The sequence below is a fragment of the Micromonospora sp. LOL_021 genome (assembly GCF_048060215.1).
Lineage (GTDB): Bacteria > Actinomycetota > Actinomycetes > Mycobacteriales > Micromonosporaceae > Micromonospora_E.
Genome location: NZ_JBHMIN010000002.1, coordinates 236,757 through 251,251, shown reverse-complemented (window position 1 = coordinate 251,251; position 14,495 = coordinate 236,757). Strand labels below are relative to the sequence as shown.

The 14,495-nt window shown below is 71.3% G+C and carries 10 protein-coding genes and 1 riboswitch; of the genes, 6 read left to right on the top strand and 4 right to left on the bottom strand.

Annotated features, from left to right (window positions below; all coding sequences use genetic code 11):
- Positions 1 to 199: 199 nt before the first annotated feature.
- Positions 200 to 832 carry a GNAT family N-acetyltransferase gene (locus tag ACFHWT_RS03280; protein ID WP_416593067.1) on the bottom strand — a complete coding sequence of 211 codons (633 nt, stop codon included), beginning with the start codon at positions 830 to 832 and terminating at the stop codon, positions 200 to 202.
- 221 nt (positions 833 to 1,053) lie between these two features.
- Here ACFHWT_RS03280 and ACFHWT_RS03275 point away from each other — a divergent pair, with 221 nt between their 5' ends.
- Positions 1,054 to 1,710 (top strand): alpha/beta fold hydrolase, encoded by a 657-nt coding sequence (locus ACFHWT_RS03275; RefSeq protein WP_416593066.1) that lies wholly within the window; start codon positions 1,054 to 1,056, stop codon positions 1,708 to 1,710.
- 135 nt (positions 1,711 to 1,845) lie between these two features.
- On the opposite strand, the gene ACFHWT_RS03270 is transcribed toward ACFHWT_RS03275, so the two are convergent.
- Together ACFHWT_RS03270 and ACFHWT_RS03265 are read right to left on the bottom strand one after the other, a co-directional pair.
- Positions 1,846 to 3,705, bottom strand: a complete 1,860-nt coding sequence (locus ACFHWT_RS03270) for a S8 family peptidase (protein WP_416593065.1) — start codon at positions 3,703 to 3,705, stop codon at positions 1,846 to 1,848.
- 271 nt (positions 3,706 to 3,976) lie between these two features.
- Positions 3,977 to 5,476: a hypothetical protein gene (locus tag ACFHWT_RS03265; RefSeq protein WP_416593064.1), complete on the bottom strand. Its 1,500-nt coding sequence runs from the start codon at positions 5,474 to 5,476 to the stop codon at positions 3,977 to 3,979.
- A 111-nt stretch (positions 5,477 to 5,587) separates the two neighbouring features.
- Between ACFHWT_RS03265 and ACFHWT_RS03260 the strand changes: the two genes are divergently transcribed.
- The 4 genes from ACFHWT_RS03260 (at position 5,588) to ACFHWT_RS03245 (ending at position 12,144) form a co-directional block, all read left to right on the top strand.
- Complete coding sequence (locus ACFHWT_RS03260) at positions 5,588 to 7,510, top strand: hypothetical protein (RefSeq protein ID WP_416593063.1); 1,923 nt, start codon at positions 5,588 to 5,590, stop codon at positions 7,508 to 7,510.
- Positions 7,511 to 7,636: 126 nt separating this feature from the next.
- Entirely contained in the window at positions 7,637 to 8,950 is a 1,314-nt protein-coding gene (locus tag ACFHWT_RS03255; RefSeq protein WP_416593062.1) for an ABC transporter ATP-binding protein, read from the top strand.
- A gap of 78 nt (positions 8,951 to 9,028) precedes the next feature.
- Entirely contained in the window at positions 9,029 to 9,778 is a 750-nt protein-coding gene (locus tag ACFHWT_RS03250; RefSeq protein WP_416593061.1) for an HAD family hydrolase, read from the top strand.
- Positions 9,775 to 12,144 (top strand): glycoside hydrolase family 65 protein, encoded by a 2,370-nt coding sequence (locus ACFHWT_RS03245; RefSeq protein ID WP_416593060.1) that lies wholly within the window; start codon positions 9,775 to 9,777, stop codon positions 12,142 to 12,144. Before ACFHWT_RS03250 ends, ACFHWT_RS03245 begins: the two co-directional genes overlap by 4 nt.
- Before the next feature lie 54 nt (positions 12,145 to 12,198).
- Here ACFHWT_RS03245 and ACFHWT_RS03240 read toward each other — a convergent pair whose 3' ends face one another.
- Positions 12,199 to 13,215, bottom strand: a complete 1,017-nt coding sequence (locus tag ACFHWT_RS03240; protein ID WP_416593059.1) for a coiled-coil domain-containing protein — start codon at positions 13,213 to 13,215, stop codon at positions 12,199 to 12,201.
- A gap of 2 nt (positions 13,216 to 13,217) precedes the next feature.
- Positions 13,218 to 13,353: riboswitch (cyclic di-AMP (ydaO/yuaA leader) on the bottom strand.
- Positions 13,354 to 13,610: 257 nt separating this feature from the next.
- Here ACFHWT_RS03240 and ACFHWT_RS03235 point away from each other — a divergent pair.
- On the top strand, positions 13,611 to 14,288 hold the full coding sequence (locus ACFHWT_RS03235; RefSeq protein WP_416593058.1) for a potassium channel family protein: 678 nt from the start codon (positions 13,611 to 13,613) through the stop codon (positions 14,286 to 14,288).
- The last annotated feature ends 207 nt before the right edge of the window (positions 14,289 to 14,495 follow it).

The window sequence follows — 14,495 nt, the reverse complement described above, 5'->3', positions numbered from 1 at the left end:
GGTCTCGGATCGAGAGCCGGAAGGCACCTGGAAGTGCCGCCCGGCGGGGACGCCTGGGACGGCAGCGGAGAGAGGGGTGAAGGTACGCGCTGCCGTCAGGCGGCGGCGCGGAGCCTCAGGGAACCGGTACCTGTGCACATGGCATCCATGCTAGCGGGTGGTCCGCACCGTCGGTGTCGCCCGGCCAGGCGTACCGCCGTCAGCTGGCCACGCTCCGGGGCCGGGGCTCGCGCCACATCGGCCAGATCGGCGGGCCATCGGGCAGCCGGACCGGTCCGTGCGGTCGGTAGCCGTGCCGCAGGTAGAGGTCCCGGTTGCGGGGCGTGGTCGCCTCCAGGTAACCAGGGGTGCCGTAGCCGTCCAGATGGCGGTGGTGGTGCCGCAGCAGCGCGCTGCCCAACCCACCGCCCTGCCGCCACGGTGCCACCGCCAGGTAGGCCAGATGCCAGTGCGGCTGCCACGGATGGTGTGCCGCCAGGATTCGGCCCAACGCGGCGAAGCGGGGCTGCCACCGCCCTGTCGCGGTGAGGAGTTGAAGCTCGTGGTCGCTGACCGTCTCCGGCTCGGTGGGCGTACGTCGCCCGCGCGGGTGCCAGACCGCGACCCCGCTGAACTGGCCGGCGATGTGCACCGTACCGCCGGCCCGGATGGCGTGATCGAGTTCGATGGTGAACAGCGTCCGGAAGATCTCTGCCCGCGCCTCCAGGTCTTTGACCAGCCACTGCGACACCGGCGCAATCAGGAACGCCTCGGTGAGCAGGGTGGCGGCCTGCGGGAGGTCGTCCACTCCGGCGGTACGGATCGTCACGGCGGCTGGGTGGATCGCGGTCATCAGCGGACTCCTGCCGGTCGGCGTATCTGCGTGACGGGTGGCCCAGCCGGTGGGCCGGGCAATGCAGGTGACGCCCGTGGGACCGGGCCGGATGGCGTAGTGGCAGGTCAGATGCCCGACACTTGTACCCTCGGTGGTGAAAACTGCAATACGCCGACCGGCGTCGGTGTGACAGCTGGTCCCGTTTGTGGCAGCTGAAAGCCGAGTGTGCTGGAGGCTCGATGGCGACGTTCGTACTGATCCCTGGCGGTGGGACCGATCCGTGGTACTGGCACCGGCTGGTCGACGAGTTGCGGGTCCGTGGGCATGAGGCGATCCCGGTCGACCTGCCGTGCGAGGACGACGCCGCAGGGCTCGACGAGTACGCCGACACCGTCGGCGCCGCGATTGGCGGCCGAGCAGACGCCGTGCTGGTCGCCCACTCGTTCGGCGGCTTCACCGGGCCGCTGGTGGCCGCCCGGGTGCAGGTGCGGATGCTGGTGCTGCTCAGCGCGATGATCCCGGCGCCCGGTGAGACCGCCGGGGACTGGTGGGCGAACACCGGCCATGCGGCTGCCCTGGGCGGACAGCCCGAGTCGGACGTGCTCGCGTTGTTCACCCACGGGATGCCGGACGACCTGGCGGCGGAGGTGCTGCGGCACGACCGCGACCAGTCCGGCACGCCGTTCCGGCAGCCCTGGCCGCTGCCGGCCTGGCCGGATGTGCCGACCCGGTTCGTCGTCTGCCGCGACGACCGGTTCTTTCCCGCCGGGTTCATCCGTGGCCTGGTCGCGCAGCGGCTCGGCATCACGCCCGACGAGATCGGCGGTGGCCATCTGGCGGCGCTCACCCACCACCGGGAGCTGGCCGACCAGTTGGAGGCGTACCTCCTCGACTGACCCAACCGGATTGCCCGCCGAGCGTGAGCCCGGCGCGCAACCGGACCGGGGGCGTCGCAGACCTACGACGCCCCCGGTCCGGTGCAGTGCCTGTCGGAGCCGGTCAGGGTTGACCCGACCGGGTCCGGGGCAGGGTCACAGCTCGAGCGACCAGGTGTTGATGTAGCCGGTGTCGCCGCTGAAGATGTCGCGGACCCGCAGCTGCCAGGTGCCGTTGGCGGTCTCCGACGACAGGTTAACCGTGTACGTCTCGATCACGTTGTCGGCGCCGTCGAAGAACGCCCAGCTCTTCAACCGGTAGGAGGAGCCGTCCGGGGCGATCAGGTCGACGATCAGGTCACCCCGGTAGGTGTGCTGGATGTTGACGTCCACCGTCGACGACGACGAGGGGGTGCTGCTGCAGCCGCTGATCGAGATGCTGCTGCTCACCCACGACCCGCTGTCCGGGATCGCCACGTCGGTGCCGTTGGTGCCGGTGCAGCTGCCGCCCGGACCGATCACCGTCAGGGTGAACGTCGCGGTACGGGTCGCCGAGCTGCCGGTGCCGGTGACGGTGACCGGGTAGCTGCCGCCCGGAGTGCTCGCCGAGGTGCTGACGGTCAGGGTGGCCGAGCCGCCCGAGGTGACGCTCGACGGGCTGAAGCTGGCGGTCGCGCCGCTCGGCAGACCGCTGGCCGAGAAGCTGACCGTCTGCGCCGAGCCGGACGTGGTGGCGGTGGAGACGGTCGCCGTCACCGAACCACCCGGCGTGGTCGAGCCGGACGTCGGGCTGACCGACATGGAGAAGTTGTCCGCCGGCGGGGTGCCGTCGTTGACCACGTACAGCAGCCGGTTGGGCGAGCCGCTGCCCGGGTTGCCCACCGCGCCCACCGTCGCGTTGTCGTACAGGTAGTCGCGGACCTCCTGCGGGCTCCAGCCGGGGTTGACCGAGGCGACCAGGGCTGCCGCGCCGGCCACGTGCGGCGCGGCCATCGAGGTGCCGCTGATGGTGTTCGTCGCGGTGTTGCTGGTGTGCCAGGCCGAGGTGATCGACGACCCGGGAGCGAACACGTCCAGGCAGGTGCCGTAGTTGGAGAAGCTGGACCGATTGTCGTTGCTGGTGGTGGAGCCGACGGTGACGGCTTCGGTGACCCGGGCCGGAGAGGTGTTGCAAGCGTTGGCGTTGCTGTTGCCCGCCGCCAGGCTGTAGGTGACACCGGCGGCGATCGAGTTGCGCACCGCGGTGTCCAGCGAGGTGTTGGCGCCGCCGCCGAGGCTCATGTTGGCCACCGCCGGCAGTTCGGCGTTGTCGGTCACCCAGTCCACCCCGGCGATGACGCCGGCGGTGGTGCCGCTGCCGGAGCAGTTCAGCACCCGGACGCCGACCAGGGTGACGCCCTTGGCGACCCCGTACGCGCTGCCGCCGACGGTGCCGGCGACGTGCGTGCCGTGGCCGTTGCAGTCGTCCGCCGACCCGCCGTCGACGGCGTCGAAGCCGCTGACCGCCCGGCCGCCGAAGTCGTTGTGGCTGAACCGGATCCCGGTGTCGATGATGTACGCGTGCACGTTGGACGCGGTGTTCGGGTAGGTGTACGAGTCGTCCAACGGCAGATCGCGCTGGTCGATCCGGTCCAGCCCCCACGACGGCGGGTTCGGCTGGGTGTCGGTGATCCGTACGGTGTGGTTCTGCTCGACGTACTCGACGGCCGGGTGGGCCGCGATCCGGGCCGCCTGCTTCGCGTTGGCGGAGATCTCGAAGCCGCGCAGCGCGGCGGTGTAGGTGCGGGAAACCGTCCGACCGTGCTGGCTGGCAAGGGTGCGGGCGGTCGCGGCGACCTGTCCCCGGGTGACCGCGCTCTTCTTGAAGACCACGATGTAGCTGTCCGGTACGGCGGTCGGTCCACCAGCGTGCCGGATCGTCCCCTCCGGTTCGGCGGCGGTGACCGGTCCGGTGACTGCCGCCACCATGGCCAGTGCGGTGGCACCGACGATGATGATCCTGCGGGGGAGATTCATCTCCCGTCCTCCCATCAGATCGGCAGGCGTCAGTCCGCTGACGGTGACAGCGGATCAGTGAACGCCGATCTTGCTGAGAGTAATCTGAGCCGACACTGGGAAGTTATATTCCGAAACGTCTATACCACTGGTGCGATGGAACCGGCGGGATCATCGCCCACCTGCAGGGCCGTGCCCGGAGGGCGGGTGGTGCCGGGCCGCCCGAAACAAGGAATTTTCATGATCGCCCTTGGTTTCACGGTTGCCCTTGGCGGGGGCGGTTCATCGAGGCTCAGCGGGAGATTAGCCGACGGCGTACCCCGCGGGCGTACTTGCGGGCGACGAAGACGGTCGCCCGGCCGAGGCTGCGGGCCCCACCGACGGTGACCGTCTGCCCGGCCCGTCGGCCGCCGCGTGGCCCGGCCGTAGCCGGGCCGCCCGCCGCGCCCGACCCGGCCGCGGTCAGGTCGACGACGTCGTACTCACTGCCGGTCTCCCACCGTTGACCGTGGCTGGCGGCGACCGCCTCGACCAGCGCGCCGTCGGCGGTACCGGCGTGCAGCGCCCGGCTGCGGGCTGCGGTGGACCACAATTCGACGGCGTGGGTCGGGGCACCGGCACCGGCCGGCAGCACCCGCAGCAGACCGCACCGCCACTTCTCCATCGCAGCGACCAGCGAGCCGACGGTCCGCGGACCGACGCCCAGCCGGGACGGCACCCGGAGCAGGTATGGCGCGGGGAAGGCGGTCAGCGGGGCGCTGCTGACCATCCGTACCCGTGGTTCGCTGCGGTACTCGGCGGCCAGCAGCCGCAGGTCGCTCCCGCCGCTGTCGGCTCGGCCGACTGCGGTCCCGCTGCTGTCGGTCCCGCTGCTGTCGGTCCCGGCCGCGGCCCAGTCGCCGACCAGGGCCACATGCAGGTCACGCTCGTCGCCGCCGAGTAGCCGGTCGACGCAGGACCGGACCACCTGGTACGGCTGGTCGACCGGCACCACGGCGGTCACCAGCGGCACCTGCCAGACCCGGCCGGGCCGGTTGCGACGAGCGCGGGGGAACGGCACCAGGTCGGTCAGCTCGGCGTCGGCCCGCTGCCCGGCGGTGACCGGATCCGCGAGGGCGGCCGTCCACAGCGTCGCCGCCGGCTCCGGCACGAACACCGCCCCAGCCTGCGCCAGCCGATAGGCGACCTCGACGTCAGTTCCCTGGAACCGGTCGGAGCCGGCCTGGTAGCGGTCCCGCTGGAAGGCGTAACCGGTGCCGGCGGCGGCCAGGAAAACGAGATGGTCGGCGGTGCGGAGCTGATGCGTGGTGTCGAGCAGCCGGGCCAGCCCGGGGTCGACCGTACTGCCCGGGAAGAGCTGGCCGAGGGTGCCGGCGCTGGCGTGGGCCACGATCACGTCCGGGTCCGGGGCCCGGCCGGAGAAGATCATCGGTACGGCGACGCTGACCGCCGCCGGACTGGCCTGCTGCCAGCGGGTGAGCGCCGAGACCAGGTCCGGTGCCGGGACCGCCCCGGCCGGAATCCGGACGATGATCTCGCCCTTCGCGGTGCCGACCTGGTCGGCGAAGTCGCTGTCGGTGGTGACGGTGACGATCTGCAACAGCCGGTCCGGGTACCGCTGCTGGCGCAGCGCGGCGACGGTCCGGGCGGCGGCCGCCGGGTCGCCGCCATCGCCGACCACCAGCACGCTCACCTGGGCGGTGGGCGCCGGGTGACCGGGCTCTACGGGGGCGATCAGGGTCCAGTCGTTGTGTGGTGACGGAGCGGCGGACACGGCACCAGGCAGGGACACGCGTGCAGCGTACCGGAAGCCTGGCCGGTAGCCTCTGCCGTGATGTGGGTCGGGCGTCGCGCGCGTCGGCCCGACGTGGTGCTCCGAGCCGGAACGACAAGGTGGCGCAGGGTGGCGGAGAATGCGGTGGGTGGCGTCGTGCGCGGCGGGAGCCCCGATCACCGGCGCTGGTGGTGGCGGGTCCGGTTGACCGATCGACCGGATGGCAGCCCGGTGTCCGGGCCGACCACCGGGACGGCCCGCCGGGCGCTGGTGGACGCCGACTCGGTGGCGGCGCTGCGCCGCCTGCTGGCTGAGCCGGCCGCGGCCACGCCGACCCGCCAGCTGGTGGTTCGGGTACGCCGTTGGCGTCCGCCGACCGCCGGCTGGTCCGGCCGGCTGGGCCCGGTACCGGGACTGCGGCGGCACCGGGTGCGGCTGCCGCGCGGTGGGGGCAACGCACGGCTCAGCGTCGACCTGGCCGAGCCGGTCCCGCTGCACGATCTGCTCACCGCCGCGCTGGCAGTGCTGGCGCCGGTCCGGCCGTTGCCCCGACCGGCCAGCGCCGACGTCGCGGCGGTCGGGGTGGCGCCCGGCTGGCTGCCGGTCGACGCCAACCATTCGGTGACCGGGGCGTTGACGACGAACCCCGAGATCCGCGGGTACGACGTGGTCCTCGCCCCGGACGCGGCGACGCTGGCCGCCGGGTCGGACCTGGTCGGGGTGGCGGTGACCGCAGGTGGCACCGGCGCCCGGGTAGCCAACCGGCAGCCGCTGGTGCTGATCGATTCGGCGGTGGCGAACCCGGTCGGCCGGGGCCGCCGGTACGGGCCGACGGAGCCGGCCGGGGCGCTGGAGTTTCTGCCCGGCGACCCGGTGCCGGGCTGGCAGGTGCGGCCGGCTGAGTCCGGCCCGGCCGGGCCGGACCTGGCACCGGCCGGGGCGGATTCCCCGGTGGCCGGTGCGGTGCCGGTGGCGCGCGGCGGGTTGGCCGGCGTACCGCTGTCCGGTGACCAGCTGGCGGCGATCCGCCGGTTCACCCATCTGATCTGCCCCGATGTGCCGGCGATCGCGCCGGCGGCGGAGGCGACGCTGCTGGCCCAGCTGGCGGCGACCGGTGCCGTGCTGCGGGTGCCGCAGCTGCCGCCGGCGGTGGCGGACCGGTTGGCCGAGCCGTTGCTGGCGGTGCTGCGCAGCGACCTGCCCGGGGTCGGCGCGGATCCGTTGGAGTGGGAGATCCGCAGCGTACGGCAGCGGTCGGCGGCGTTGCGTGGGCACGCCGCCGCGTTCGCCGCCGGTGACGTCACCGGCGACACCTTTCCGGCGCTGGCGGCGCCGCCGTCGGTGAGCGCGGTGCTGGTCACCCGGCGTCCCGAGTACCTGCCGGACGTGGTGCGGCAGCTGGCCGGGCAGACCTACCCGGAACTGGAGATTGTGCTCTGCCTGCACGGTATCGAGTTGACGGCGGACCTGCGGGCGCGGCTCGGTGAGTGTGGCCGGCCAATCCAGATTTTCAGCGCGCCCGCCGGGTTCAGCTTCGGCGAGGTGATGGGCGCGGCGACCGCGCGGGCGCGGGGCAGCCTGGTCACCAAGGTCGACGACGACGACGTGTACGGCCCGGAGCACATCTGGGACCTGGTGCTGGCCCGGGAGTACTCGGGCGCGATGCTGGTCGGCAAGGCGGCCGAGTTCGTGGTGCTGCAGATGCTCGGGGTCACGGTCCGCCGGGCCGCGGTGCCGCCGGAGGCGTACGGCGCCCCGGTGGCCGGCGGCACGATGTTGATGGCGCGCGGTGACCTGGAGGCGGTCGGTGGTTGGCGGCCGGTGCCCCGGTCGGTGGACCGCGGCCTGATGGACCGGGTGCTGCGAGCCGGCGGGCTGATCTACCGCACCCATCCGCTCGGCTACCTGTACGAACGGCGGGCGGCCGGGCACACCTGGGACGCCGGTCTCGACTACTTCCTGCGTCGGGGTGGCCAGCAGTGGGACGGGGTACCCCGGCATCCGGAGTTCGGTACGTCGCCGGTCGGGCTACCCGAAGTAACCGCTCGGTAATCCACCCGCTCTTCTGGTAATCGAGCTGTCACAATATGAACATGGCACGTTTACCCGATGTGCCAGGGCGATGGCGCTCGTCACAGTCATTCGGGGGCCGGCAACCGATGGCTGGGGGAGGTGACGGTGACCACCGTCGCGCTCAAGGATGTATCCAAGGTCTTTGCCGACGGGACCGTCGCCGTCGACAAGGTCAACCTCGACGTCAACGACGGTGAGTTCATGGTGCTCCTCGGCCCGTCCGGCTGCGGCAAGTCGACCGTGCTGCGGATGATCGCCGGGCTGGAGGATCCGAGCAGCGGCGCGGTGCTACTGGACGGCGAGCTGGCCAACGACATTCCGCCCCGGGACCGCCGGGTCGCGATGGTCTTCCAGGACTTCGCCCTCTATCCGCACATGTCGGTGGGGGACAACATCGCCTTCCCGCTGCGCCTGTCCGGAGTGGAAACGGCTTCCCGGCAGGAACGGGTGGCTGACGTCGCCAGCGCGCTGGGCATCGGCGACGTACTCGCCCGTAAGCCCAGTCAGCTCTCCGGTGGCCAGCGGCAACGGGTGGCGATGGGGCGGGCCATCGTCCGCCGTCCCGGCCTGTTCCTGATGGACGAGCCGCTATCCAACCTGGACAGCGGGCTGCGGGCCGAGCTGCGGGCGGAGATCTCCGGGCTGGTCCGCGAGCTCGGCGTCAGTACCGTCTACGTCACCCACGACCAGGCCGAGGCGCTCACCATGGCCGACCGGGTGGCAATCATGCGCAAGGGCGTGCTGCAGGACGTCGGCACCCCGACCGAGGTGTACGGCCGCCCGGCCACCCTCTACGTCGCCGCGTTCCTCGGCAGCCCTCGGATGAACCTGCTGGAGGCCTCGGTCTACGTCCATCTCGACCGCTACGTCGCGCTCAACCTGGGCGAACAGACCCTCTACCTGCCCTGGACCGATCTGCGCGCCCGGGCGGTGTCGCACTACCACGGGGAACGCATCGTGGTCGGCCTGCGGGCCGAGGCGCTGACCCCGGTTGCCCCCGGCAGCCCGGGTGACGTGCTGCAGGGCCGGATCCGGTTCCTCGAACATCACGGCCACGAGTCGCTGGCCTACCTCGACATCGGGGCCACCGCGATCGTGGTCGACGACCTCGCCGGCACGGCGGTGGAGCCGGCCGGTGCCGGCGGCCGGCTCCACCGGTTCAGCGGCGTGATGCAGCGCCTCACCGGTCGGTCCGTTGGCCGGGCAGCCGTCGCCGAGCAGTCGGCCGAGTCCGGCCCGGACCGGGAAAGCGTGCTCAGCGACCCGGGGCGGCACCACCGCCGGCCGGCCGAACTGGCCGTGCGGCTGGCTCCGTACCCGGCAGTCACCCCCGGCCATCCCCTGGCCGTCTCGGTCCGGATGGACGCCCTGCACTTCTTCGACGAACGGGGCGATCGGATCGATGTCGGATGGCGATGAGTGACTGACTGGTCACCGTGGGCAGGCGCGCCGGTGGAAACCGAGCCGGCCGACCGGAGATCAGGTTAGATTGGCTGCGTGCTCGGTCTACCCGCTCATGTGACCGCCTGCCTGTTCGACCTCGATGGGGTGTTGACTCAGACCGCGAAAGTGCACAACGCGGCGTGGGAGGAAACCTTCAACAACTTCCTCCGCGCCCGGGCCGACGAGACCGGCCAGCCGTTCCAGCCGTTCGATCCGGGTGCCGACTACAGCCAGTACGTCGACGGTCGACCGCGGGCCGACGGGGTGCGTTCCTTCCTCGCCTCGCGAGGCGTTGAGCTTCCCGAGGGGTCGGCGGACGACCCCCCGGAGGCCGACACCGTGTACGGCATCGGCACCCGGAAGAACGAGGTGCTGCTGCGACGCATCGCCGAAGACGGGGTGCAGGTCTACGACGGTTCATTGGCCTACCTTCATGCTGCCCGCTGGGTCGGGCTGCACCGGGCCGTCGTCTCGGCCAGCGCCAACTGCCGGGACGTGCTGATCGCGGCGGGGATTGAGGAGTTGGTCGAGGTGCGGGTAGACGGGGTGATTGCGCGCGAGAAGGGCCTGCGGGGCAAGCCGGAACCGGACACGTTCCTGGCGGCTGCCGCGCAGCTCGGCGTCGAGCCGGGCAACGCCGCGGTGTTCGAGGACGCGCTGGCCGGCGTGACGGCGGCGCGAGCGGGGGAGTTCGGCTGTGTCATTGGTGTCGACCGGGTCGGCATCGGTGACGAACTGCTCGCCAACGGTGCCGACATCGTGGTGAGCGATCTGGGGGAGTTGCTGGTCGGAGCCGAACGGTGATCCGCGAGCGGGCCTATCCCGTGGAACCATGGCACGTGCGGGAGACCCGGCTCGACTTCGACATCCTGGCCCAGTCGGAGTCGGTCTTCGCCCTCGCGAACGGGCACGTCGGATTCCGCGGCAACCTGGACGAGGGCGAACCGCACGGCCTGCCCGGCACCTACCTGAACTCGTTCTACGAGTTGCGACCGCTGCCGTACGCCGAAGCCGGCTACGGCTTCCCCGAGTCCGGCCAGACGCTGGTCAACGTCACCAACGGCAAACCGATCCGGCTGCTGATCGACGACGAGCCGTTCGACGTACGCTACGGCGATCTGCTCTCCCACGAGCGGGTGCTCGACCTGCGGGCCGGTCTGCTGGACCGCAGGCTGGAGTGGCGCTCGCCGGCCGGGCGTACCGCCCGGGTCCGCAGCACCCGGCTGGTGTCGTTCACCCAACGGGCGGTCGCGGCGATCTGCTTCGAGGTGGAGGCGGTCGACGAGCCGCTGCGCATCATCGTGCAGTCCGAGCTGGTCGCCAACGAGGAGCTGCCGGCACAGAGCAAGGACCCGCGCGTCGCCGCCGTGCTGGAGACGCCGCTGCAGGCCGAGGAGCGGCTGGTACAGCCCGACGGCGGGCTGCTCATCCACCGGACCAAGGCCAGCGGGCTGCGGATGGCGGCGGCGATGGGGCACGAGATCGACGGCCCCGGCGAGGTGTCGGTCAGCACCGAGGGTTTCGACGACTGGGTCCGGACCACCGTCTCCTGCCTGCTGGAGCCGGGGCAGCGGCTGCGGATGGTGAAGCTGCTGACGTACGGCTGGTCCAGTCAGCGCTCGTTGCCGGCGCTGCGCGACCAGGTCGGCGCGGCGTTGGCCGGCGCGCGGATCTCCGGCTGGGAAGGGCTCTGCGCCGAGCAGCGCAAGTACCTCGACGACTTCTGGGGCCACTCGGACGTGCGGGTGGACGGCGACCCGGAGATTCAGCAGGCGGTCCGGTTCGGGCTGTTCCACGTGCTGCAGGCCGGTGCCCGCGCCGAGCAGCGGCCGATCGCGGCGAAAGGGCTGACCGGCCCGGGGTACGACGGGCACGCCTTCTGGGACACCGAGATGTTCGTGCTGCCGGTACTGACCTACACCCAGCCGGGGGCGGTCGCTGCGGTGCTGCGCTGGCGGCACTCGACCCTGGACCAGGCGCGGGAGCGGGCCCGGATGCTCGGGCTCAACGGGGCTGCGTTCCCGTGGCGGACCATCCGGGGGCAGGAGTGCTCGGCGTACTGGCCGGCCGGCACCGCCGCGTTCCACGTGGCGGCGGACATCGCCGACGCGGTCCGGCGGTACGTGCACGCCACCGGGGACGTCGAGTTCGAGCGGGAGATCGGCCTCGAACTGCTGGTGGAGACTGCCCGGCTGTGGCGTTCGCTGGGCCACCACGACCGGCACGGCCGGTTCCACATCGACGGGGTGACCGGGCCGGACGAGTACACCGCCGTGGTCGACGACAACATCTACACCAACCTGATGGCACAGCGGAACCTGCTGACCGCCGCCGACTGCGCGCTGCGCTACGCCGACCGGGCCTGGGTGCTCGGCGTCGACGACGAGGAGACCGCGGCCTGGCGGGACGCGGCGCTGTCGATGCACGTCCCGTACGACGACGAGCTGGGCGTGCACCCGCAGTCGGCCGGGTTCACCCGGCATCAGGAGTGGGATTTCGCCGGCACCCCGCAGGACCACTATCCGCTGCTGCTGCACTACCCGTACTTCGATCTGTACCGCAAGCAGGTGGTCAAGCAGGCCGACCTGGCGCTGGCGATGCACTGGCGGGGCGACGCGTTCACCGAGGAGGAAAAGGCCCGCAACTTCGCCTACTACGAGCGGCGTACGGTGCGGGACTCGTCGTTGTCGGCGTGCACCCAGTCGGTGATCGCCGCGGAGACCGGCCATCTGGAGCTCGCCCACGACTACATGGGCGAGGCCGCGTTGATGGACCTGCATGACATCAACCGCAACACCCGCGACGGCATCCACGTGGCCGCCCTGGCCGGGGCGTGGCTCGCGCTGGTCGCCGGCTTCGGCGGGATGCGAGACCACGGCGGCGAGCTGACCTTCGCCCCCCGGCTGCCGCAGCGGATCAACCGGCTGGAGTTCGCCATGATGTGGCGGGGCCTGCGGCTGCGGGTGGCGGTCCAGCACGACGAGGTGACCTACTCGCTGCGCGACGTCGACCCGAACGCCACCGTCGACCTGACCCACCACGGCGAACCGATCACGGTGACCGCGGACAAGCCGGTCACCCGGGCGATCCCGCCGGCCGGCCCGGTCGGTCCGCCGCCGCAGCAGCCGACCGGCCGGTCACCGGTACGCCGGTCGGCGCGTACCGACTGACGGACCTCTCGCGCGGTGCCGGGCCGGCCCGGCACCGCGCGAGGTGAGGTCAGGTCACAGCAGGGACAGATGTACGTGGTTGGTGTGGTCGCTGTTCGGGTCGCCGCCGGCACCGCTGTACGAACTCCAGCCGGTCGTCGGTGACCAGAACTGGCGGTACCAGATGACGTACAGGATCCCGAGCTTGTCGGCGTTGCGGACCAGGAAGGCGGTCAGGTTGTTGCCGTACAGCCGGTCGTCGCCGAAGGCGTCGCCGCCGAACCCCTGCTGCTGAGCGGAGAAGTCGCAGGCCCGCCCCTTCGGGTGCTCGAACGGGCCGCCGGGGCGGAAGCAGGAGACGAAGCGGGTGAAGCCGGCCTTCTTCGCCTCGTTCAGCGCGTGCATGGTGCGCGGCGTGATGCAGCCGCTCGTGGTGGGGTCGTCCAGACTGCACGACTGGGACGGCCAGGAACCGTCCGAGTTGCGCGGCGCCTGGGCGGCGACCGGCGAGGTGGCCGAGACGAACCCGTTGGTGGCGACCGCGCCGACCAGCTGCAGGGCCTTTTCGGCCTCTTTCTTCTGGCGAGCCATCGCCTCGAGTTGCTGTTCCTCGCGGGCCACTTCGGCGTCGATCGCGGCGACCGCCCGGGCGGCCTGTTCGCGGGCCTCGTTGAGTTCCCGGATCCGCTTGTTGTCGTGCATCGCGATCATGTCCAGGCCTTCGGCGCGTTCCAGCAACGCGTCCGGGTCGGCGCTGTTGAGCAGGACCATCACCGGGGTGATCCGACCGAGACGGTACGAGTTGGAGGCGACCTGGCCGATCTGTGGGGTCAGCGCCGCTATCCGTTCCTCGACCTTTTCCAACTCGAGGTTGAGCTTCAACTGGCGTTTGCGGGACTCGTCGACCGCGGCTTTGGCTTCGACGAAGCCCCGGCCGGTTGATTCGAGCACTTCACTGAGCAGTGGCGGGGCGCCTTCGTCGTCCGGATCCTGAGCGGCGGCCGGCGACGCTACGACGAAGCCGGCGAGCAGGGCGGCGACGGCGGCGAGAGCCGCGGCCGTCGGAATCCGCCGGCGGAGGGGTGCGGTCATCCTGTTCCTTTCCTTGGCCGCCGACCGAGTTAGCTGACGGGTTCGGGACGGAACGATCCCTACCGCTGGCGCGGATTCACCCCGGTGGAAACGTGGTTCCCCGGCTCACCCCGGAGGGTGATTGGGCGGCGGTCACCGCCGGCGCCGGTGGGCGCCGCCTGGCGGAGACCGCCGGCAAGCTTACCGGATCGGTCACCGGCATCAACACCTCGACAATCCTGACTGAGCTGGAAAAATCCGTTACCAGACAACGACTTTCGGTGATGTCCACTGTCTGCGTCCGGCGGCGTACCGCAAGTCGTCGGACGGGCCGGATACCGCTGCGCCGAGGTTAGCGGCTGACTACAGTGCGTATGAGGAAAAGCGGGAAAGTCGTAGCGTCGGACGGATCCTCGGTGAGAGATGACGATTCCCCGGTCGGGCCGCCGGACGCCGACAGCGTGGCGGTGATCGGCCTCGGCCGGTTCGGTGGTCAGGTCGCCCAGTCCCTGCTCCGCCTCGGCCATCCCGTGCTGGGCATCGACGAGCATCCCAAGCGGGTGCACCGCTGGTCTGAGCGGCTGCCAAGGGTGGTCGAGGCGGATTCGACCGATGACCAGGCGTTGCGCCAGTGCGGTGTGGCCGGTTACCCCCGCGCGGTGGTCGGCATCGGCTCGGACGTCGAGGCCAGCATCCTCACCGTGGTGGCGCTGACCGAGCTGGGTGTGCCGGAGATCTGGGCGAAGGCGATCACCGCCAAGCATGGCCGGATCCTCGCCTCGGTCGGTGCGCACCATGTGATCTTTCCGGAGGCGGCGATGGGTGACCGGGTGGCCCACCTGCTGGCCAGCCGGATGCTCGACTTCATCGAGTTCGACGACGGGTTCGCCATCGCCAAGGTCTGCGCCCCGCCGGACGCCGCCGGTCGGACGTTGGCCGAGTCCCGGCTACGCCAGCGGTACGGCATCACGGTGGTCGGGATCAAGGAGCGGGACCGGCAGCTGCGGTACGCGGGACCTGAGACGTTGATCCCGCCGGATGCGCTGCTGATCGTCGCCGGGGCGACCACGGCGGTTCAGCAGTTCGGCCGGTGAACATGGGCGTGACCGCCTCATCACACCTTCATTTCGTGAGCTGATCAGCCGCTGGACTTTCGCAAACTCGTGACTCAGGCTACAGTCCCTGCATGGGAGCGCTTCCATCGATGGATGTGCCCCCACTGAGGTAGTCGACGCGTGGCGCGGCGATGGCGACATCACCGTGTCAACCGCACAGCTCCCGAGGCTGGCGGCGGGCCAAGC